At 43.2% G+C, this 19,446-nt stretch carries 22 protein-coding genes; 7 read left to right on the forward strand and 15 right to left on the reverse strand.

Annotation, left to right across the window (positions count from 1 at the left end; translation table 11 throughout):
* Positions 1–122: 122 nt before the first annotated feature.
* Both IV40_RS09690 and IV40_RS09695 read right to left on the reverse strand, forming a co-directional pair.
* The gene (locus IV40_RS09690) at positions 123–521 is read right to left on the reverse strand and encodes a type II toxin-antitoxin system death-on-curing family toxin (RefSeq protein WP_057771069.1); all 399 of its coding nucleotides are present in this window, start codon (positions 519–521) and stop codon (positions 123–125) included.
* Complete coding sequence (locus tag IV40_RS09695) at positions 521–763, reverse strand: AbrB/MazE/SpoVT family DNA-binding domain-containing protein (protein WP_057771071.1); 243 nt, start codon at positions 761–763, stop codon at positions 521–523. The genes IV40_RS09690 and IV40_RS09695 overlap by 1 nt, the downstream gene beginning before the upstream one ends.
* Before the next feature lie 65 nt (positions 764–828).
* On the opposite strand from IV40_RS09695, the gene IV40_RS09700 reads away from it, so the two are divergent.
* A complete protein-coding gene (locus IV40_RS09700; RefSeq protein ID WP_057771073.1) occupies positions 829–1,143 on the forward strand; it encodes a hypothetical protein in 315 nt (104 codons plus the stop codon).
* Positions 1,144–1,229: 86 nt separating this feature from the next.
* On the opposite strand, the gene IV40_RS09705 is transcribed toward IV40_RS09700, so the two are convergent.
* Positions 1,230–1,682, reverse strand: a complete 453-nt coding sequence (locus tag IV40_RS09705; protein ID WP_057771075.1) for a MarR family winged helix-turn-helix transcriptional regulator — start codon at positions 1,680–1,682, stop codon at positions 1,230–1,232.
* A gap of 12 nt (positions 1,683–1,694) precedes the next feature.
* Positions 1,695–2,249, reverse strand: a complete 555-nt coding sequence (locus IV40_RS09710) for an NADPH-dependent FMN reductase (protein WP_057771077.1) — start codon at positions 2,247–2,249, stop codon at positions 1,695–1,697.
* Positions 2,250–2,403: 154 nt separating this feature from the next.
* Here IV40_RS09710 and IV40_RS09715 point away from each other — a divergent pair, with 154 nt between their 5' ends.
* Complete coding sequence (locus IV40_RS09715; protein WP_156404278.1) at positions 2,404–2,841, forward strand: MarR family winged helix-turn-helix transcriptional regulator; 438 nt, start codon at positions 2,404–2,406, stop codon at positions 2,839–2,841.
* A gap of 38 nt (positions 2,842–2,879) precedes the next feature.
* Here IV40_RS09715 and IV40_RS09720 read toward each other — a convergent pair whose 3' ends face one another.
* From IV40_RS09720 to IV40_RS09740, 5 genes are all read right to left on the reverse strand, one after another.
* Positions 2,880–4,274 (reverse strand): MDR family MFS transporter, encoded by a 1,395-nt coding sequence (locus IV40_RS09720; RefSeq protein WP_057771079.1) that lies wholly within the window; start codon positions 4,272–4,274, stop codon positions 2,880–2,882.
* Positions 4,275–4,701: 427 nt separating this feature from the next.
* A complete protein-coding gene (locus IV40_RS09725) occupies positions 4,702–5,388 on the reverse strand; it encodes a 2,3-diphosphoglycerate-dependent phosphoglycerate mutase (protein WP_057771081.1) in 687 nt (228 codons plus the stop codon).
* Positions 5,389–5,503: 115 nt separating this feature from the next.
* Positions 5,504–5,812, reverse strand: coding sequence for a hypothetical protein (locus IV40_RS09730; RefSeq protein WP_057771083.1), 309 nt, complete (start codon positions 5,810–5,812; stop codon positions 5,504–5,506).
* Between the two features lie 69 nt (positions 5,813–5,881).
* Positions 5,882–6,934, reverse strand: coding sequence for an AI-2E family transporter (locus IV40_RS09735; RefSeq protein WP_057771085.1), 1,053 nt, complete (start codon positions 6,932–6,934; stop codon positions 5,882–5,884).
* A 43-nt stretch (positions 6,935–6,977) separates the two neighbouring features.
* Complete coding sequence (locus tag IV40_RS09740; protein WP_057771087.1) at positions 6,978–7,661, reverse strand: class A sortase; 684 nt, start codon at positions 7,659–7,661, stop codon at positions 6,978–6,980.
* Positions 7,662–7,793: 132 nt separating this feature from the next.
* On the opposite strand from IV40_RS09740, the gene IV40_RS09745 reads away from it, so the two are divergent.
* Together IV40_RS09745 and IV40_RS09750 are read left to right on the forward strand one after the other, a co-directional pair.
* Complete coding sequence (locus tag IV40_RS09745; RefSeq protein WP_057771091.1) at positions 7,794–8,984, forward strand: class I SAM-dependent methyltransferase; 1,191 nt, start codon at positions 7,794–7,796, stop codon at positions 8,982–8,984.
* Between the two features lie 206 nt (positions 8,985–9,190).
* Complete coding sequence (locus IV40_RS09750; RefSeq protein ID WP_057771093.1) at positions 9,191–10,129, forward strand: aldo/keto reductase; 939 nt, start codon at positions 9,191–9,193, stop codon at positions 10,127–10,129.
* Positions 10,130–10,172: 43 nt separating this feature from the next.
* On the opposite strand, the gene IV40_RS09755 is transcribed toward IV40_RS09750, so the two are convergent.
* From IV40_RS09755 to IV40_RS09770, 4 genes are all read right to left on the reverse strand, one after another.
* Complete coding sequence (locus IV40_RS09755; RefSeq protein WP_057771095.1) at positions 10,173–11,441, reverse strand: carboxylate--amine ligase; 1,269 nt, start codon at positions 11,439–11,441, stop codon at positions 10,173–10,175.
* Between the two features lie 119 nt (positions 11,442–11,560).
* On the reverse strand, positions 11,561–13,465 hold the full coding sequence (asnB, locus tag IV40_RS09760) for an asparagine synthase (glutamine-hydrolyzing) (protein ID WP_057771097.1): 1,905 nt from the start codon (positions 13,463–13,465) through the stop codon (positions 11,561–11,563).
* Between the two features lie 774 nt (positions 13,466–14,239).
* Positions 14,240–15,391 carry a baeRF6 domain-containing protein gene (locus IV40_RS09765; RefSeq protein ID WP_057771099.1) on the reverse strand — a complete coding sequence of 384 codons (1,152 nt, stop codon included), beginning with the start codon at positions 15,389–15,391 and terminating at the stop codon, positions 14,240–14,242.
* Between the two features lie 177 nt (positions 15,392–15,568).
* Positions 15,569–16,507, reverse strand: a complete 939-nt coding sequence (locus tag IV40_RS09770) for a 2-dehydropantoate 2-reductase (RefSeq protein ID WP_057771101.1) — start codon at positions 16,505–16,507, stop codon at positions 15,569–15,571.
* A 133-nt stretch (positions 16,508–16,640) separates the two neighbouring features.
* Between IV40_RS09770 and IV40_RS09775 the strand changes: the two genes are divergently transcribed.
* Both IV40_RS09775 and IV40_RS09780 read left to right on the forward strand, forming a co-directional pair.
* Complete coding sequence (locus IV40_RS09775; protein ID WP_057771103.1) at positions 16,641–17,459, forward strand: phage integrase N-terminal SAM-like domain-containing protein; 819 nt, start codon at positions 16,641–16,643, stop codon at positions 17,457–17,459.
* A gap of 98 nt (positions 17,460–17,557) precedes the next feature.
* The gene (locus IV40_RS09780; RefSeq protein ID WP_057771105.1) at positions 17,558–17,800 is read left to right on the forward strand and encodes a hypothetical protein; all 243 of its coding nucleotides are present in this window, start codon (positions 17,558–17,560) and stop codon (positions 17,798–17,800) included.
* On the opposite strand, the gene IV40_RS09785 is transcribed toward IV40_RS09780, so the two are convergent.
* Entirely contained in the window at positions 17,797–18,291 is a 495-nt protein-coding gene (locus IV40_RS09785) for a hypothetical protein (RefSeq protein ID WP_057771107.1), read from the reverse strand. The two genes, IV40_RS09780 and IV40_RS09785, sit on opposite strands and share 4 nt — an antisense overlap.
* 198 nt (positions 18,292–18,489) lie before the next feature.
* Between IV40_RS09785 and IV40_RS09790 the strand changes: the two genes are divergently transcribed.
* Positions 18,490–18,684: a hypothetical protein gene (locus IV40_RS09790; protein WP_057771109.1), complete on the forward strand. Its 195-nt coding sequence runs from the start codon at positions 18,490–18,492 to the stop codon at positions 18,682–18,684.
* A 194-nt stretch (positions 18,685–18,878) separates the two neighbouring features.
* Here IV40_RS09790 and IV40_RS09795 read toward each other — a convergent pair whose 3' ends face one another.
* On the reverse strand, positions 18,879–19,415 hold the full coding sequence (locus tag IV40_RS09795; RefSeq protein WP_057771111.1) for a DNA-3-methyladenine glycosylase I: 537 nt from the start codon (positions 19,413–19,415) through the stop codon (positions 18,879–18,881).
* Between the last annotated feature and the right edge of the window lie 31 nt (positions 19,416–19,446).

Raw genomic sequence — 19,446 nt, forward strand, 5'->3', positions numbered from 1 at the left:
AGCGATTTGATCTTCCCAGAATGTCAATCAAAGGATTTGAAGAATCCTATTACAGCAATGGCTTAGGGTAAATAGACTAATCGTCGCAGTGACCATTAGTGACCAAATGATGGTAAGAAAAATTAAGATAGCGTTTGAATATTTTCTTCCAGATACGCATTCATTCTTTCCCACATCTCATCAGTCTCACCATCAACTTGAGCAATTTTAATGATCATATTCGCTAAAGTAAGATGCTCTCCGACAAATTCCAGATTGTTTTTCGCAAGAAAGAAATTCAGCGCTAAATAAGCCGTTCGTTTATTAGCATCATTAAAAATATGCTTTTTAGTCAATTTGATCACATAATAAGCACCTAATTTTGCTGATGTATCATAAAGACGCTTTCCAAAAACAACTTGATCAGCTGACTGGACGATATAATCCAATGCTACATCGTCACGGATCAAAGGTGATGTGCCATAATAATTTTGAACTTCGACATTGATTGAAATGATATCTTCAGCGGTTAAATATTTCATCATTTATCTTGCAGATAATCCATGGCATCATGATGTTCTGCCATGAGTTTATCAATTAAATTGATCCGATCTTTTTGATCTGATTTAACAGGTGACGCGATGACTTTCCCATCACTTTCACCGATCATGATCGAATCGCCCTTTTTAAGATTCAACTTACGAATGACATCTGCTGGAATCGTGACGTATAAGCTATCGCCATTTTTCCCAATCACACGACGCTGTGGTTTAATATTGTCCATTTAAATCACCTCTTGAGAAGAGTATATATACATATATATTTTTCGTCAAGAATCACGACCGTGGCATGTTGAAATGGCAAGGCTTCTTTCTGTCGGACCATACAACTGCCTTAAAACATGCAAAACTCGAAGATAACGCTAATTTACACGTTGAAAAACGTCCACAACAATCACAAGAGGAAGTATCGAAGCTATTGATGAAGTCATACACAACCAATCATTCGATCTCGGCACAGCTCAAAGTGGTCAATCAGAACGAATTGTACAACGCCGATATCAAAGGACAAGTGTTGGGCTACGATCAAGACGATGGCATCCTAATCCAAGGTCAAACTGAGACGTTCTATCTGGATGGCTTTCGAAATACGATCTTGCTCTAACACACAAAAAAGCCATCAACCCTGTCATGCGGGCTGATGGTTCTTTTTTGACCTAATTAAGGTCTAATATATTCTTAGTGACCTACTTATTCTAAGTTTTTAGTAATCACATTTGAAATTCGTTTAAATTCACTTAGGTCTGTTTTTGTTAAATTTACTTGCATTTGCTGCTCGGCTTGGCCCCAGATTTTGTCAACTTGTTTTGCCATTTCTCTTCCTTGATCTGTTAAGCCAACAAGTGTGACTCGCTTATCTTTCTGGGATTTACTTAGTGTTACTAGTCCACGGTTCTCCATTCGGCCAACAGAAATCGTGATCGTCGAATGATTCAAGCAAAGCTCAGCAGATAATTTTTTCTGTGATTGATTATCATTTTTACTTAGTGATTTTAGAATCATATCCTGTCCGCGATAAATGCCTAACTTTGATAATTCATTCTTAATATAACTACTATGAGTTTCAACAAGCCTCACAACAATACTGCCAATTGGACCGATCTCGCCAAATAAAGCGGCTTGAGTTTTTTCATTCTCTGGCATTTTTATCTCGATTTAACCAAATAAGTGATCAACTTCGCTAATTTGCATTTGAAGTTTTTGCTTTTGATCATCATCCATATCAAAATGACCACTCATAAAGGCTGCAGTTGGAATTTGTAACCCAACTACATTTTCAGAAGGCGTCAGTCCCATGAATTTCGTCAAGGATAGTAGGTGACTTAAGCCAACAGTCGCCGCTTTCTTACCACCAGCACCACTCAAAATAACCGGCTTATTCATGATGAACTTGGGTGCGCCAAAGACACCCATTTCGGTTGGTCGTGATAACCAGTCAAGCGCGTTTTTCAGCACACCGGGAATCATTTCATTATATTCTGGCGAAACAATCCATAAGGCATCGGTCTCTTTAACCTGGTCGTGAAAAGCCGTTACCTCTTTTGGTGCGGGAAACTCGATATCTTGATCCATAAAAGGTAATTTCGAAATATTAGCGAATTCTGTTTCAATGCCATCCTGCTTCAAGTTATCTGCAATATACTTGGCCACTGTTTTATTGAATGAATCTTTTCGAATAGAGCCAACAATCATTAGTACTTTTTTTGTCATGTTTTATATCCTCTTTTTTAACTGAATTTGTTGTTCGTTGCCGTCAACATAAATAATATACTTAAAAACATAGTTGCCGTCAACATATTTCTAAATCTTTTTCAATAGACCTTGCCAAATTTTTGTTATACTAAAATCGACAGGAGGAATTATCATGGATATGAATACTGAATTTCCAATTGGAGCAGCCGTAATCGGCTTGGTAGCAAGTCATCGTGCCATGATTACGAAACAAATTCGTGCTTTTGATCTTTATCCTGGTCAAGATATGATGCTCATGCAGCTACTTGGTCAGCCTAACCAATCACAAAATGATTTACGGAAAGCACTTCATGTTGATCATTCAACCATTGCTAAATCAATCGGTCGGCTTGCTAAACGTGAAATTGTAACTACGACTAAGTCTACACAAGATAAGCGCATTACCTTAGTCAGTCTCACACCTAGGGGAATCGATCTTGCAAAACAGGTCGTCGCAATTTGGCACGCCGCTGAAGAAACAGCTTTAAATCGTCTTACCGAATCCCAAAAAGATGATTTTTTAAATGATGCAAAACAAATCACAACTAATTTTGACCAAAAGAACGCCTAACATCAACATTCGATGTCAGGCGTTTTTTTCGGTATAATTTAGACTGTGACTACTTCTGTTTTATTCTTTAAACGGAAAGTCCCAATCCAACCAACAATGGAAAGAAGAACGACAGCACCAAATGCAAGCTGGTAGCCAATTTGAGCAGAACCAAGCATTGACGTACCAATACCGGCAATTGAAATTAAGAGGGCTGAACCTACAGCAGCCGCAATTTGACGTGCCATGGAGTTGACGGCGTTCCCATGAGCCACTAGTTCAGGTGATAATGTGTTAATCCCAGCTGTGGCAAGCTGCATCACAACGAGCAACACGCCAGTCATCCAGATTGCATAGATAACAGCAATCAAGACAAGAGATGTGGAAGACGTGAAGAATAAGAATGGAATAGTTGCGAGTGTGAAAATGGTAAAGCCAATGATGGCTAAATTCCGGATTCCGAAACGATCAAAGAGGGTTCCAGCAATCGGGTTTGTGATAGCCATCATGATTGCGCCTGGTAACATCACAATCCCGGCATTCAATGCGGAAACGTGTAAAACAGCTTGCAAGTAAAGAGGAACAAGCAATTGCATCCCCAGCAAGGACATGTTGCTGATACTGCTGAGCCACGTGGTTAGGGTAAAGGTAGAAGACTTGAAAACACGCATATCGAGCATTGGTGTTTTCATGCCAAGTTGGCGTCGAACCATAAATGTTACACCGATAATCCCAATAATAATTGCTGCGATTGCGATAATTGTATTACCGGAACCAATTGTAGAAAAACCATAAAGAATCCCGCCAAAACCAATTGTTGATTCAAGAATTGATAACCAATCCAGCTTAGGATTCGTCGTTTCAACAACATCCCGCATTCCTAACATTGCTAACAAAATGACAACGACCGCAATTGGAATCATCATTCCAAACAGAAGACGCCAGCTATAGTTATCGACGATCCATCCGGAAAGTGTTGGGCCAATCGCGGGTGCAAGTGCGATGACAATTCCTGCAAGTCCCATTGCCATCCCCCGCTTTTCAACTGGAAAAATCATGACGAGAATATTTTGCATGAATGGCATAATTATTCCAACACTAGCTGCCTGAATCAAGCGGCCAATCAGTAAAATACTGAAACTAGGTGCAACGTAAGCAATCGTTGAGCCAACTAAAAATATGATGAGTGAAGTCAAGTACAGCTTTTTCGACGTGAATTTATAAAGTAACGTGGCTGAAATCGGCATCATAATCCCAACGACCAGCATATACCCCGTGGATAACCATTGAACAGTTGATGTACTAACATGTAATGCCTGTTCGATGGCTGGTAAGCCATTGTTCAACGATGTTTCCGTCAGGACAGTCATAAACCCGCCAAGTAAAATTGAAATAATAAGCAGTAAACTATTGAACTTATTCCCGTGAATATCAACATTTTGAGCATCTTTCATTTAAAGGGACCTTCTTTTCCAATTAAGTTGTGTGGCTGTCAACGTAAAGCACTATAGCACACATAAAAGTGCCCGGCAACATATATTTGCAAAAAATTTAAATAAGCACATCAAAAGATGATTAAGCTTTCGGCCAGATGATTTGATAGAAAGTTAAAATAACACAAAAATAGCACCAACTCTTTGTAAAAGTCGGTGCTGCTAAATTTCTAGAATGATTTGAAAAAATCAAAAATTTCTTTTGATAGCGACATTCAGCGACCACTCCATCCAATAAATATTCAACGAGCTAGAGTCAATCAGGGGCCGATTAGTGTCCACTAGTGACCAAACTATGTGACGTTATGTAACGATAGCACAAAAATAACACCAACCCTGTCATGCGAGTTGGTGTTATTTTATTGGCCTAATTAAGGCCTAATAATCATTAAAGTAATGTCTTGCTGTTGATTGTAAGGTCAGTGTTCATGTCATAAACGATTGGTTGACCAGTAGCAATTTCGACATCCATGATATCATCATCGGAGATGTTTTCGATGTACTTCGTCAAGGCACGTAATGAGTTACCATGAGCAGCAACTAAAACGTTCTTACCATCGATCAACTTAGGAGCGATTTGATCTTCCCAGAATGGGATGACACGTTCCAAAGTAACCTTGAGGTTTTCGCCACCAGGAATAGCTTTAGGATCGAGGTACTTGTAACGACGATCTTGGGCTGCAGCACCTTCGTCAGATGCATCTTGCAATGGTGGTAAAACATCGTATGAACGACGCCAGATATGAACTTGTTCGTCACCGTACTTTTCAGCTGTGGCTTTCTTGTTCAAACCTTGTAATTTGCCGTAATGACGTTCGTTTAAGCGCCATGACTTCATTTCAGGAACCCATAATTGACCTGATTCGTCTAAGACGATGTCACAAGTCTTGATGGCACGGCGTAAAACTGATGTATAAGCTTGATCGAATTCGATCCCAGCTTTAGCGATCTTCTTGCCGGCTTCATGAGCTTCTTCTTTACCCTTATCACTTAAATCAACATCGACCCAGCCAGTGAACTTGTTTTCAAGGTTCCATTGGCTTTGGCCATGACGTACAAATACTAATTTTGGCATAAGTTGTTAACCTCACTTTTATGATATTTACTAACTCATTTTACACTGTAAACGGCTAAAAGGGTAGCCCTTCCAGAAAATTTAACAAAATGAGTCTTCAAAGGTCAATCTGCGACTAGTTTTTAGCGACCTTATTGGTGATGACAATTTCGTCTTCTTTGTCGTCATACTTGGCATTGAAGTTCGAATTATCGTTAATGGCCTTAATCAAATCAGTTGCAACGTCAGTATCTTCGCTATCATGATGGAAGCGATGCTCTTTGACATTGATCTTTTGATTGTGTGTTGTATCACCGACAGAATCGTTGCTATCCGTATCATCGGGAAGATAAAGCGGTTGGTTATTGCGGAGCGGTGTATCATCGACGCCAGTAATGCCGAAATCTTCTAAAATTGAATTCAAAACATCGAATGCATCATCCATGATGATTCCCCCTTAAATTAAATAAATCGTTACTCACTTTTATTATAGAAGGAAACTAGACAAACTCAATCAATTCGACTTTGGCGCCGGCTTGCCGGGATTGTGGTTCTTATCGCCGGGAATCGCTTTGACACCGAGAATATCCAGCAAGAAGGTAAAAATCGGGATGCCGACAATCAGGCCCCATGTGCCGAACAGCCAATCGGCCACTAACAAGACGACAAACGTGAAGAAAATCGGCAGCTGCGTCCGGCTGGACATGAACTGGGGATTCAGCACATAAGCTTCAAGCAGATGGATAACCATAATCAAAATCAGAATGTAGATTACATCCCGAATGCCGCCGACTGAAAAGGCGACCAAAGATAACGGAATTACCGAAATAATCACCCCTGCAACTGGAATCAGCGACAGGAAGAAGACCATTAAGGCCAAGCTGGGCAGGTTCGGCATCTTCATGAAGGCCAAGGTGATCGTTGTTATGGTTGTATTGACCAGGGCAATGAAAATCTGAGCTTCAATTACGATTCCGAACGTGTTGACGAATTTCTTGGCAAAATAAGCGGCATCCTGGAAGAACCAGCCATAGGTGCTGTGCAGGAACAACTGGCCAAACGAATCGAGGCGATCCATTTCGAGTGTATACAGGAAGCTGAGGATGAACGAGAACACAAACGTGACACCCATCGAACCGATGCTGGTAATGTAATCGAACAGCGTCGAAATCCCGACTTTGAGCTGGTCCTGCAGTTTGAACCGACTGACCCAGTCATTGATATACTTGATCAGCTGGTTAGAATCAAACTTAGGACTTTCGTAAAACTTGAAAACCTGATTGCCCATTTTGATCGATTGTTTGACCAATTCCGGCACATAATGCGTAATGGCTAGATAGAGCAGGAACACGATCAGGATATAAATCGGAACGACAATCACCCATGGCTTGATTGGAATAAATTTCTGGATAAACCGCACAAGCCGAATGATTAGAAACGAAAAGATGAACGTCAGCAGAATCATGCTAATCACACTGCGTGACAGCCATAAAACGAAAACGATCAGCGCCAGTACGGTAAACCGGCGCAACTGCGTATGCTGAATAAATTTTTGATAGGGGGACACTGTCTTACTCCTTCAGATAGATTAAAACCCTATTATACGAGTTTTAATTCTCGAAAACTTTTAAATTTTGTTTGGTTGCCTTTTTTATGGCGGTCAATTGACCTTGGACCACGATTCGGTTGGTTTCGCCTTCTGTCGCTGAAGAACAGGTCACGAGCGTCACCAGCTTCTTGCCGTGTACATTATTGATGACGCTGACATCGGTTTCGTTAACGACCTGTTTGGAAGTGACTTGATAGGTATAAACATGCTTCAAATCCGTCAAATAAACTTGATCGCCGACGGACACATCCCGCAGCGGCGAAAACAAGATTCCTTTATTGGTCATGTAATGGCCAGCTAATGCATAATTGCCCTTCCCCATCGTCTGTTTGGCCTTCATTGTGCCGGCGCCAGTCGACAGTACATCATTCGACAGCCCCTTCATGACTGGCAAATACATTTTGACGCTGGGAATCGCCAATTTACCGACCGTGCTGACCTTATTCTGATTTGTGGCCGCATGGGCGACTTCGGAATCGCCGAGTGTTTTGACCTCGTTAAAATTATACGTGGCTTTTTTATGCTGATTTTTTTGAATCTGATTGGCAGTTACTTTTTCAAACCGCTGTTGTCCCATGATGCGAACTGCAGCTTCCTTAATCGGCTCGCTAAAAGTGAGCACCAATCCGATCAGTAGGAGCACAATCAGACCGATTGTTATTGCGATCTTTTTTAATTTTTGCATGTGCACACCCCTTTCACTACCCACCACTTATTCTACCGATTTTTCAGCAAATGACCAAATGAAACCAATCGTATTTTGCAATCTTTTGTCGTATACTGGGTAGGTATAGCTTTTAGAAGAGGAGAATGATTTATGCTTGATAAACAATTTTATACGACCCTCCTTTCAAACTCCTTTAACGTTCCCATCCGTGTGAACTATTGGGATGGAACGACAGCAGTTTACGGAGGCGATGGTGCACCCGTTGCCACCATTACATTCAACGAACCAATCGCACCCCACAAAGTGCTGCGCAACGGTTCGCTTGCCCTTGGGGAAGCCTACATGGCTGGCAAAATCAACATCACTGGAACAACCGAATTTCCGATTCAAACTGTCTTAACGGCTGCTTACGAAAGTGCCGACAGTTTTATGCGGAACAAGAAGTTTCTGCGGTTCATTCCCAAACAGTCGCATTCCGAAAAGGAAAGTGTCAAAGATATTCAGAAGCATTACGACCTTGGGAATGACTTCTACTCTCTGTGGCTCGATCCGACGATGACTTATTCGTGTGCTTACTTCGAAAGTCCCGAAGACGATCTCGAAACGGCTCAGAAAAACAAGGTCAATCACATTTTGGAAAAGCTCAATCCGCAGCCTGGCCGCACGTTACTCGACATCGGCTGCGGCTGGGGCACGTTAATGCTGACGGCGGCAAAAGATTATAATCTGAAGTCGGTCGGCATTACCCTCAGCCAGGAACAATACAACTATGTCCAGCAGAAGATTGAAGACGAAGGCTTGCAGGATAAAGCCGAAGTTATCCTTGAAGATTACCGTGAATTGAAGCATGAACCATTTGATTATGTGACAAGCGTCGGCATGTTCGAACACGTCGGCCAGGAAAATCTGGGTCAATATTTCGACGATGTAGCTCGTTACATGAAGGATGACGGTGTCGCCTTGATTCATGGGATCACTCGTCAGCAAGGCGGTGCCAACAACGCTTGGCTCAACAAGTATATCTTCCCAGGTGGCTATGTGCCTGGACTGACCGAAAACATCCAGCACATTGTCGATGCTGGGATGCAGATTTCCGATCTTGAATCCTTGCGTCGTCATTACCAGCGGACGACCGAAACATGGGATCACAACTTCAACGAACATCGTGCCCAGATTCAGCGCATGGAAGGCACAGAATTCGTTCGCATGTGGGACCTTTACTTACAAGCCTGCTCAGCATCCTTTGAGTCCGGCAACATTGATGTCATGCAGTACCTGATTTCCAAAGGCCCTAGCGGCAAAGATCTGCCAATGACACGTGATTACATGTATAACGACTAAAAGAACTGCAGCGGCCGGTTTTTGACTTCGTTGCAGCTCCGCCGTGATGCCAACTAGGCAGTCAGGCTTTGCGGACATGTTTGGGAGTGAGACAGAAGCTTGATTTTAGCTTTGCTGGCCCACTCCCTTTTTATCTAAGCAGGACACTTGTTGTTCTGCTTTTTTTGGTTTAAGCTGAATGCGATTCGATGAATGGAGGTTTTATAATGGCAGAAGGTTTAGTAAAGATTGGCAACTCAGATGTTGTTTCGACCCCAATGGGTTTAGGAGCAAATGCCGTTGGCGGCACTAACTTGTTCCCTAATCTGAAAGATGACACCGGTATCGAAATCGTCAAAACGGCGCTGGCAAACGGAATCGATATGATTGACACTGCTTATGCTTATGGTTTAGGTCATTCCGAAGAATTGATTGGACAAGCACTAAAAGGTGTGACACGCGCTGATGTCGTGATCGCTGATAAAGCCGCTCAGAATCCTAAATTGGGACCGAATGGCATCGACAATTCTCCGGCTTTTCTCACTCAGGCAGTTGAAGATGCGCTGAAACGGCTCAATACCAATTATATCGACATTTTTTATATTCATTTTCCTGATCAAAAAACACCTAAGAATGAAGCTGTTGAAGCTTTATACAAGCTGAAACAGGCCGGTAAGATTCGTGCAATCGGGGTATCGAATTTCAACCTCGAGCAGCTCAAAGAAGCTAATAAAGATGGTCACGTTGACATTTTTGAAGGTGAATATAATTTGCTGCACCGGGAGGCCGAAAAAGAATTATTCCCTTATTTAAAACAGAATAATATCGCATTCGTCCCGTACTTCCCACTTGCGTCCGGTCTGCTGACTGGCAAATACATCAAACCCGTTACCTTCCCTGAGGACGATCTGCGGCACTCTGATCCCGATTTTCAAGGCGAGCGTTTCAAAAACATTGTTGACCAAGTCAATCTGATGCAGCCGATCGCTGACAAACATCATGCGACGATTGCACAAATCGTTTTAGCCTGGTACATGATGAACCCGAATATTTCGGTCGTCATTCCCGGTGCCAAGAAACCAGAACAGGTCAAGAGCAACGCCCAAGCAATGAAGATTGAATTATCGCAGAATGAATACGATCACATCGACCAGTTATTTAAGTAAACAGTAAAACAAAAGGCACGCCATTTCTGGCGTGCCTTTTGTTTTACTGCTGGTCTTTTCGACCTTTGTTTTCAGCAAAATATTCCCGGTAACGTTTAACGTAACGGAAGAACATGTACTGAAGCAGGACCCAGCGTTTCGGATTCATATCGTTCTTATAGAAAACAGTCGTTCCATAACGCTTATGGTGAATCAGATACATGGCTGCCTTTTTAGCCTTATTGTTGGCAGCATACTTTTCAAAGGTGCGTTTCGGCACACCCAGCCAGAGCTGATACTTGCTCTTGTCTTTATTGCCGTAAACGATTGGAGTATCCGCCAGCGTCTTAGTCACATAATCGTTGACGAGATAACTGGCCAAATTATAGCCGTTCAGCGTGACAAAGAAACTACTGCGGCCCTGGCGAATGTTGATTTCAAACAATTTGAACTGCTTATCGCGCCGATCATACTTCATATCGAAGTTGGCAAAACCGGTGTAATTGATTTTTTCCAAGAAAGCTTGAATCTGCTTGTAGATTTTCAGACTGTAATCTGGAATGATGGCCACATAGTTGCCGATTGCAGCCGGCGTCGGGTCTTCCAGCAGCGGATGCCCTAAACACATCATCTTCACCTTGTGATACTGATCGACATAGACATTGAGGACCCGCATGTTGGAGTCATCGCCGGGAATGTAATCTTGGAGGATGACGTCAGACAGATAGCCGTTGTCATAGATTTTGGCGATGATATCCCGGTATTCGTCTTCGGAATGAATCGTGAAGGCTTTTTTGCGGCCCTCGAAGTGGATGTCGAGCCATTCGACACTATTCGCCGGTTTGAGTGAGATCGGATAGTCGAACGGAACATCCATATTCTGATCGTTTTCATACATATCACGCGTGATAATCTTTGTCTTTGGATATGGCAAACCGAATTCATCGCACACATGATAGAAACTCTCTTTATCATTCAACCGTTTCAGCAGCGAGTAGTCCACATACGGGCAGATAAACGTCTTCGCTAATTCTTCCTTATGCTTGGAGATCAGTTCTGCATAACCATCTCCACACGCAATCAAAAAGACCGGTTCAGGATGGGTCGCATACTTTGCGGCGATTTCCTGCATCGCATTGCTGAAACCAGGATCTTCGGTGAATCCTTCGATGTAATGGACATGGACAATCTTGCTGTACCGAGTCGGTGCCAGATTTGCTTCTGCGTAGGCATCCACTGAAATGCCGTAAGCTTCATTGAACGCACGTGCCATTCCGTAAACATTCATATCACTGCCGAGTAAAACAGGTGTAAATTGAGGTGCTTGTGCCATAGATATTCCCCTAACTTAAAAAAATCTCATATTGTTTTTATTATAGCATGTTCGGCTATTTCTTAAACCGCTAAAAAGGACAGGAACCACTTCCGTCCCTGTCCCGATTGAATTATTTGTTAATTTGCTTGTGGTTGGAATTCTTTCAAATTGATGAAGTAATCTTGATACCAAACTAAGAAGGTATAAATCGTCCAAACCTGACGGCGGGCGTTGCTCTTGCCATCATGAGTATCCTTCAAAATCTTCAGGATAGCTTCCTGATTGAAGAATTGTTTAACAAAGTCCTGGCTGAACATGTCACGGACCTGCTGATAGTACTTGTCTTCCTCAAGCCATTGCTTGATTGGCACTGGGAAGCCCAACTTCGGTGCTTTGGCCCATGATTCTGGCAAATGCTTGGCAGCGGCCTTCCGGAACGCATACTTGGTATCATGCGAGTTGAGCAGGTACTTAGTTGGAATGCTGTTGGCTAAAGCTGCCACATCACGGTCCAGGAATGGCACCCGTAATTCAAGGCTGGCGGCCATCGAAATCTTATCGGCCTTCTGCAGAATATCATTCAGCATAAAGTGATGCAAATCGATGTACTGCATCTGCTTGACTTCATCCACGTTGCGGACCTTCTTGAAATCATGCTGGTAGTTGCTCAAAACAGTACCGTCGTTGCGGAATTCCGGCTTCAAGATGCGATTGGCTTCTTTGCTGCTGAAAATCGTCGGATGTTCGAAGTTATAAATGACCGATTCGCCGACATAATATTCGCTTGGTTTCGCCAACGAGGTGTACAAGTGAACCTGACCATGGAACGGCTTCATCTTCTTGATGTTATGCGCCAAATGATAACGTGTATTGCGTGGCAGCTTCTTCAAGCCTTGGGCAAAGACTTTAATCACTTCGTTATGCGTATGCATCCCGTAATTGACGTAGCCGGCAAACATTTCATCGGCCCCTTCACCTGAAAGGACAACGGTGACATATTTCTTAGCCAGCTTCGACATGAACCATAATGGAATCAAACTAGGATTGCCATCGGGTTCATCCATGTAATACTGCATTTCAGGGAATTTGTCGAAGGCCATATCGCCAGTGACTTTGGTCGAATGGAACGTCAAACCGAATTTGTCGGCCAATTCTTTGGCCCGGCTCGTTTCGTTGTAAGCTTCATCGAATCCAACACTGAAGACATGCTGGGGACGCAGGATGCTCGTTACATAACTGCTATCGACCCCTTCGGATAAGAAGCTGCCGACAGGCACATCGGCGAAATCGTGTAATTTAACCGATTCGACGACAGCCTTGTCAATGGCTTCCACCGTTTGGTCAAAGTCGAGGTTATTCTGCTGATAGTCGGCATCCCAGTACTGTTCGATATCGACTTTACCATCTTTCCAAGTGAAATAATGGCCGGCTGGGAAGCGATAGACACCTTTAAAAAAAGTTTCATCTAAATCGTTGTATTGGTTCATCAAATAAGACTTCACAACGTCATTGTTTAATTCTTTCTTAAATTCTGGATGCGGCATGAAAGATTTAATTTCACTGCCGAACATAAAGGTACCATCATCTAAGAAAGTGTAATAAAGCGGCTTAATCCCGAAGAAATCACGGGCACCGAAAAGTTCCTTCGTCTTCGTATCCCAGATGAAGAAGGTAAACATCCCCCGCACTTTCTTCAGAATGTCTTTGCCCCAAGCTTCATAGCCATGCAGCAAGACTTCTGTATCGGTCTGGGTCTGGAAGACGTAGCCTAATGCCTTTAATTCACGAGTAATTTCACGATAGTTATAGATTTCGCCATTGAAGACGATCATCTTGGTGTTATCTGCGTTATACAAGGGTTGTTTCCCATTGGTCAAATCAATGATCGAAAGACGCCGAAAGCCAAGCGCTACATCGTTATCGACGAAGGAGCCCTTGTCGTTGGGGCCACGATGTTCAATCGTGTCCATCTGTTTATTGAGTGTTGTCGTTTTTTCATCGATTGCTAACGAGCCGCCAGCAAAACCAACAATTCCGCACATACTTCCTACCTCTTTCTATAGATAAAAATTTAAGTCATCTGTTTATAGACCCCATTTTACCACATCCTTTTCATTTGTTCTGAATTCCTATCTCGAGACACCAAAAAGGACTTGAGTCTTCTCGCAAAACTCAAGTCCTATTTTGAAGTGCTGGAAGAGTCAACCGAAGCCATCCGGTTATACTTGAAAGTCGTAATACTTTCCACCTCAATCAATATTCAATTTTACAAGGTGTATTTCATTGAAACATGAGAATCGTGTAACCCTGACGAAGTTTGGTCATTTATCTGAACGATTTGTTAGACCCATTATCTATCTCTGTTGTAAAACACACTCTGCTTGGAGAACTGTACTGCCTCGTTATCAGACACACACCTCCGCAAATAATTCTTCACTTTTCGAAACTCTTGGTATTTTATAAGAATACCGAACACATTCAACTCAACGTTGTTTAAGAACGTCCATCACTTTGCTGCTACTTGATATTTTTTAAGAATATCCCCAACACTGGGACGCGTCGTTTAAGGACACCGACAATTTGTTTCGCAGCTACTTAATGACTCTTATCTTGCGAGAAGTTTTGTTGATGGCGAAGGTCTTTCCCTCTTCCACACCCATAATATACCACGCTTTGTAACCGTTTGCAACAACTAAATATCATTTCTTTTTAAAAGTTTTTAAAGCTTGATATGACAACGTTTAGCGGCACAAAAAAAGCATATTTCAACGAGGAAATATGCTTTTGGAAAAATCTAAATAACACTCACGAATTCATTAGGCTTTTTGATGGCCCCGCAATGCGGCTGTCGCTTTAGCACCATTCGGCATTGTGCTTGGATCAACGATGAAGACATGACCGCCAAAACCAATCACAGTAACGGCAACATCGTTGAGCAAGTTATTTTGCTTAGCATCTTCGCTAGTTGTGTCGACATCCTGATCCAATGTGATTCGGCCAGGAACTTTGGCACCTTCAGCTAAAGCCAAGATGGAAATCCGGCCTTCGATGGCATCCTTGACGATGCCATCCAAATTGTCGGTGTAACGCTTGCCAGAACGAGCATTATCCATGTCCTGCTTGAGATTGTCCAACCCTAAGGCACGAACTTGATCGTTGACGCCTTCGATGGCATCCTGCATGGTCTTGCGGTTGATGACAGCAGGTACTTTTTCAGCCCGAATGTCAGTAATCAATTCCTGATTGTGCGAACGCTTGTCGAATTCGCCGGCATCTTCGCTGACTGCCATCAAGATTAATGGATGATGTTCACGTAAGGAATAATTCTTATGAATGTATTCGTCCACCAAATCGAAGTAGTTGCGTTCGTCGCCTTTATCAGAATCATCCTTTGGATTGTGACCATGGAAGACTTGTGCTTCGCCACGTCCATCGGCCTTCTGCTTTTCGTCGCCGCCGGTCAATTGATTGCCCAAAGCTTTTTCAGCATTTGTTGGTGCATCCTCTGGTAAAGCTACTTTTTGAATCAAGCCGTCAACAACTTGATACAGCTGGAATGACTTCTTGTCGAGCTTCAGCAGGTCGTAAGTAACATCATATTGGCTGTTCTTAACGACTGGCAAGATGTAAAGCGTATCAGAGATTTCAAAATTATCATCGACAGTTGTGTCCAAATAATATTGGTAAGTATAGGATTGACCCACAACGACGGCCATACTCTTGGCGACATTGTTGCCTAAACTAGGTTCTTGGAGAACCCGTTCGAACCGCTGCTGGTAGCCACGCCAATCCTTTTCAGGATAACGCTTGTCGAATTCGGCACGAGCGCCGTTGACAAGATCTTTGTAAGTGGTGCGATCCTTCTTGCCATCAACATCCAGCAAGTGAATGTTCATAAAGATGGAAACAAACGGGCCTTTTTCGCCTTCAGATTGAACTAATTTTGCTAAATCATCACGTAATGCCATGAAAATCCCTTCCTTTTTCACAATAATCACTGCTCGTTAATAAACAGATCTTAAAAAGGTATTTAGACTCAAAGCCTTTCAAATAAATCTTAGCACCATTCTAAAAACCTACCAAAGAAAACGACTTGCGAGAACGCGCACTGCAGAATACGGGGCGCTTTTTCTTTTTAAACGTGTTTACTTATCTTCGACGAGAATTTGTTCCTTAGCATGGACTAATTGAGTCACTAAGGTGTTATAAGGCGTAGCGATGCCATTGGCCTTGCCTTTCTTAGCCACATAACCATTCAAAAAGTCAATCTCGGTCTTGCGATGGTGCTGAATCAAATCCTGGTGCATGGATGGATAATGGGCTCCGGCTTGACTGGTATCACCCAACTTTTGCAAGCTGGTTAAAATCTCGTCAACATCAATCGTGACATTTTCCAACTTTGCAACGGCGGCAAATTCATTCAGAATTTCACGTGCCATCTGCGGTGCTTCCTTGAGCTGACCGAATTCTTCGATATTGCAATCCAGCAAAGTGCAGAGACTGTTTAAAGTTCCATTGACACATGCTTTCTTCCAAATATCAGTAGTCACATCAGTACTCAAAGTGGCATTCAGGCCAGCCGCATTCAATAAGGAAACGACTTTAGCAGCACGGTCCTGTTCACGTGGATCAATATTCTGGAGACCGATACTGCCAGAACCTGTAAAGGAAATGTGGCCAGGACCGACTAATTCAGAAGTCCACAATGTGACACCGACAATAATGTGCTGCTTTTTGACGTATTGTTCAATCACATCGACATTGCCGAGCCCATTCATCAGGCACAAAACGGCCGTATTTTTACCGATTGTGCCCTTAATATCTTCCAGCATCGTTTTGAGCTGCATTGTCTTGGTAAACAAGATAACCAGGTCTTGAACTTCTTTAACGGCACGTGGCGCCATCGCTGGAATCTGGATGACTTGTGTCTGACCATTATCATCGACGGTCAGCCCTTTTTCGTTGATTGTTTCGACATGCTGTTCCCAATTATCCATTAAAATGACATCATTGCCGGCCTTTTGGAGCATGTAACCGAAACGGCTCCCCATCGCGCCAGCACCTGCAATTGCAATTTTTGCCATAATTTTCACCTCATTTATTCAACTATCCTTATCATCACACTTTTAGCCGCAAAATTAAATGAATAAGCTGTTTTCATCCGCAAAAAAGCATGCTATCCTGTGGTTAAAGTAACTTTAGAAGGAGGAGTTTCCGATGTCTTATCCCTATCAAAAACCATTCGAACGTGAATTGCGCCGCAAAGGCCTGGCCCAAACAACGGTCACCGATTATAGCAATACCCTAGCTCGTTTTTATGATTATGAAGCTGGAGCCGCCAACCAATTTGCGGAGACCCATGACCCGAACGACCTCCTGGAGAGCGACGTCCGCTACTTTCTCTCGATGCTGATCGAAGAACGGCACGTCCAGAATGCCACTTACAATAAAATTCTTTCCCATTTGAATGTCTACTTTAAATATTTATTTGCCCGCCGGCTGATTGACCAGTATCCGACGCTGACGCTGAAGGGGCATCCAAAGGAAGAACTCGACCCGACGATTCATACTGAATGGCTCGACCAATTGCCCGAACTGCTGGCCGATGAGCGGCTCCAAATGTACACCCGCATGATGCTGCTGCTGATTTCAAAAGGGTATCAGGTCGGCGAAATGCTTCAGCCTGGTTTTTACCAGCAAATGAATCAGATTTCGTTTCAGCCGAATGAAAAACAATTTTTACAGGCGTATAAAGCCTATATTGCCCCATTACAAGAACGCCAGCATAATCCGAATCTGTTTCTCAAAACGCGCATCAAACCCGGCGAACCCTTGCTCAGTCTGCCGGCGCTGCATAAGTATTTAAAAAAGGACCGGCAGGTTTTAAATCAGCCGCTGGTCCCATCGAAACTTTATCAAGGTTATGTGCTCGACCAAGTTCGAAACAGCACTGAATCGTCTGAGAAGCTGATGGAACGGCTACGGCTGGACCCGGCTGGACTGGCTTATTATCGCAAGATGCTGGGCAAATCATGAAATGATGCACAAACCGTCACACTTTCTTCTTACTTTGTTAAGCACTTCTTTAACTTTGGCTGCTATTCTTAAACCATTAAGAAACGAGGTTGATCACAATGTTAGAAAATTTGAATGATGTCTATGATGTCCAGCTGACCCTGGTCAATAATTATCAGATTCAGGCCGTGACAGAGTCCGGTCAGCAAATTGAAGTGAAACCAACCGCTACACAAAAAAACGACCCTTTATTCTGGGCCGCTGTAAAAGATATTGCGAAAGCAAAAATCTGGCTGCCGCTTTCTAAGAACATGCACCAGTTGCTTTCATATGATTGGTTAAGCGATCCGCAAATGGTTTAGCGGCCGTTTTCCTGCCACTGACGAACAGCTTGCGCCGACAGACCTAGCGTAAGCACAGCGTCTTTAGACAGGTTGCCTCTGAAGATGGCAGGGTCGACATCGGCCACCGCCCCAATCACTTCGAGTCCGTATTTCAAAACATTCAAGTCCTGTTTAGCCGAATAACCATTCTGGAACACATCTTCATGTCCATATGTAAAATTGACGATTCCTTCGTGGATGTTGCCATCGACATGGGTAATCATGATTCGATCTTGAATTGCTTTCACAGGTTTATTGTCGTCTTGAATTGTAAATTGATGATCTGAAGTCATTGATTCATATTGTTCTTGGGTTTGATCAAAATAGGTGGTCAAGGGTTGGTCTAAAACATGCAGTGCATCTGCGGCTGCAAATATCTGGGCTGGGTCGAGCAGCACCTGGCGTGCAATGAGCGCGTCGTTGTTGGCTTCAAGCCAGTCTGCCAATTGGCTAATACCTTGTTTATCCATAAATACATCTCCTTGATTGAATACTCTTTGTTATTATACCTTATTTCCAATCTAGTTACGATTTTAGTCACATTCCCATGAAATATTAAAAGAAGGTTACGGTTTTAAAAAAAACGGTTACATTCACAAATCTGTCGTATAATAAAGACGGTTAAAGAATGTTTGTATTGCCTTTGTGGAAACGAAGGGAGAGCGAATATGATGAAGACAGCTACTCAGAAGAAGATTTACCAAATGTATGATTATCTGGGCCATCCCATCCAATTACAGATGGGTGTCAAGTACAAGTTGCGGATCAAGAATGGTTACATTCTTGCATTACGCGACGGCGAGGTCCCGATGCGTGTGCCAAACTTGCTTAAGCAAGACCGCTATCAACGTCATACCGCTTAACGAAAGTGCTTTTGAAGCAATCGTTCAAGCAACGACTTCTTCGAAACACATTCGGAGGCTCCGCCAGTGATTCCCTCACTTGGCTGGGGCGATTCTAGTTTTACAGTGCTCGCTCGCACACAATCGAGAGAAATTCGAAAAACGCAGAAAGGCATCTCAACAGCATGAATCCGCTGAGATGCCTTTTTTGTTGCTCATTTGGTCCGAACATGGTCATCGATCACACCGCTGGCCTGCAGAAAAGCGTAGACAATGACCGGCCCGACAAAATGAAAGCCGTCTTTTTTCAGCTGCTTAGCAACACGCTGCGACAACGCATCCTGCGAGGGTACATCAGCCCAAGTTGCGGGATGGTGCACCTGTGGCCGGCCGTCTACAAAGCTCCATAAATAAGCGGCAAACGACTCTGGCAGTTTCTGAATGGCCTGTGCATTCTGGACTGTCGCTGTCAGCTTCAAACGGTTGCGAATCAAACCTGGATTCTGCATCAGCTGGTCAATTTCCTGGTCCGTCATTTGAGCCACCTGTTCAATGTCATATTGATGAAATGCTTTTTGAAACGCCGCTCGCCGTTGCAGCACCTGCAGCCAGCTCAAACCAGCCTGATAGGTTTCCAAACTCAATAATTCAAACAGTTTCTGTGAATCGTGTTCCGGATGTCCCCATTCATGCACATAATAATCAGCCATTAGAGCGTCGCTTTGCGCCCAGCGTGGTAATTTTTCCGTCATAATTATCCCTCCTGCCTCTCATTACGCAAAA

It is taken from the genome of Lactobacillus selangorensis, from assembly GCF_001437205.1.
Classification (GTDB): domain Bacteria; phylum Bacillota; class Bacilli; order Lactobacillales; family Lactobacillaceae; genus Paralactobacillus; species Paralactobacillus selangorensis.

What these genes read in the sequence shown, in the direction of transcription:
- IV40_RS09690 (WP_057771069.1), bottom strand. Translation starts at nt 521, where the DNA reads ATGAAATATTTAACCGCTGAAGATATCATTTCAATCAATGTCGAAGTT.
- IV40_RS09695 (WP_057771071.1), bottom strand. Translation starts at nt 763, where the DNA reads ATGGACAATATTAAACCACAGCGTCGTGTGATTGGGAAAAATGGCGAT.
- IV40_RS09700 (WP_057771073.1), top strand. Translation starts at nt 829, where the DNA reads ATGTTGAAATGGCAAGGCTTCTTTCTGTCGGACCATACAACTGCCTTA.
- IV40_RS09705 (WP_057771075.1), bottom strand. Translation starts at nt 1,682, where the DNA reads ATGCCAGAGAATGAAAAAACTCAAGCCGCTTTATTTGGCGAGATCGGT.
- IV40_RS09710 (WP_057771077.1), bottom strand. Translation starts at nt 2,249, where the DNA reads ATGACAAAAAAAGTACTAATGATTGTTGGCTCTATTCGAAAAGATTCA.
- IV40_RS09715 (WP_156404278.1), top strand. Translation starts at nt 2,404, where the DNA reads ATGGATATGAATACTGAATTTCCAATTGGAGCAGCCGTAATCGGCTTG.
- IV40_RS09720 (WP_057771079.1), bottom strand. Translation starts at nt 4,274, where the DNA reads ATGAAAGATGCTCAAAATGTTGATATTCACGGGAATAAGTTCAATAGT.
- IV40_RS09725 (WP_057771081.1), bottom strand. Translation starts at nt 5,388, where the DNA reads ATGCCAAAATTAGTATTTGTACGTCATGGCCAAAGCCAATGGAACCTT.
- IV40_RS09730 (WP_057771083.1), bottom strand. Translation starts at nt 5,812, where the DNA reads ATGGATGATGCATTCGATGTTTTGAATTCAATTTTAGAAGATTTCGGC.
- IV40_RS09740 (WP_057771087.1), bottom strand. Translation starts at nt 7,661, where the DNA reads ATGCAAAAATTAAAAAAGATCGCAATAACAATCGGTCTGATTGTGCTC.
- IV40_RS09745 (WP_057771091.1), top strand. Translation starts at nt 7,794, where the DNA reads ATGCTTGATAAACAATTTTATACGACCCTCCTTTCAAACTCCTTTAAC.
- IV40_RS09750 (WP_057771093.1), top strand. Translation starts at nt 9,191, where the DNA reads ATGGCAGAAGGTTTAGTAAAGATTGGCAACTCAGATGTTGTTTCGACC.
- IV40_RS09755 (WP_057771095.1), bottom strand. Translation starts at nt 11,441, where the DNA reads ATGGCACAAGCACCTCAATTTACACCTGTTTTACTCGGCAGTGATATG.
- asnB (WP_057771097.1), bottom strand. Translation starts at nt 13,465, where the DNA reads ATGTGCGGAATTGTTGGTTTTGCTGGCGGCTCGTTAGCAATCGATGAA.
- IV40_RS09765 (WP_057771099.1), bottom strand. Translation starts at nt 15,391, where the DNA reads ATGGCATTACGTGATGATTTAGCAAAATTAGTTCAATCTGAAGGCGAA.
- IV40_RS09770 (WP_057771101.1), bottom strand. Translation starts at nt 16,507, where the DNA reads ATGGCAAAAATTGCAATTGCAGGTGCTGGCGCGATGGGGAGCCGTTTC.
- IV40_RS09775 (WP_057771103.1), top strand. Translation starts at nt 16,641, where the DNA reads ATGTCTTATCCCTATCAAAAACCATTCGAACGTGAATTGCGCCGCAAA.
- IV40_RS09780 (WP_057771105.1), top strand. Translation starts at nt 17,558, where the DNA reads ATGTTAGAAAATTTGAATGATGTCTATGATGTCCAGCTGACCCTGGTC.
- IV40_RS09785 (WP_057771107.1), bottom strand. Translation starts at nt 18,291, where the DNA reads ATGGATAAACAAGGTATTAGCCAATTGGCAGACTGGCTTGAAGCCAAC.
- IV40_RS09790 (WP_057771109.1), top strand. Translation starts at nt 18,490, where the DNA reads ATGATGAAGACAGCTACTCAGAAGAAGATTTACCAAATGTATGATTAT.
- IV40_RS09795 (WP_057771111.1), bottom strand. Translation starts at nt 19,415, where the DNA reads ATGACGGAAAAATTACCACGCTGGGCGCAAAGCGACGCTCTAATGGCT.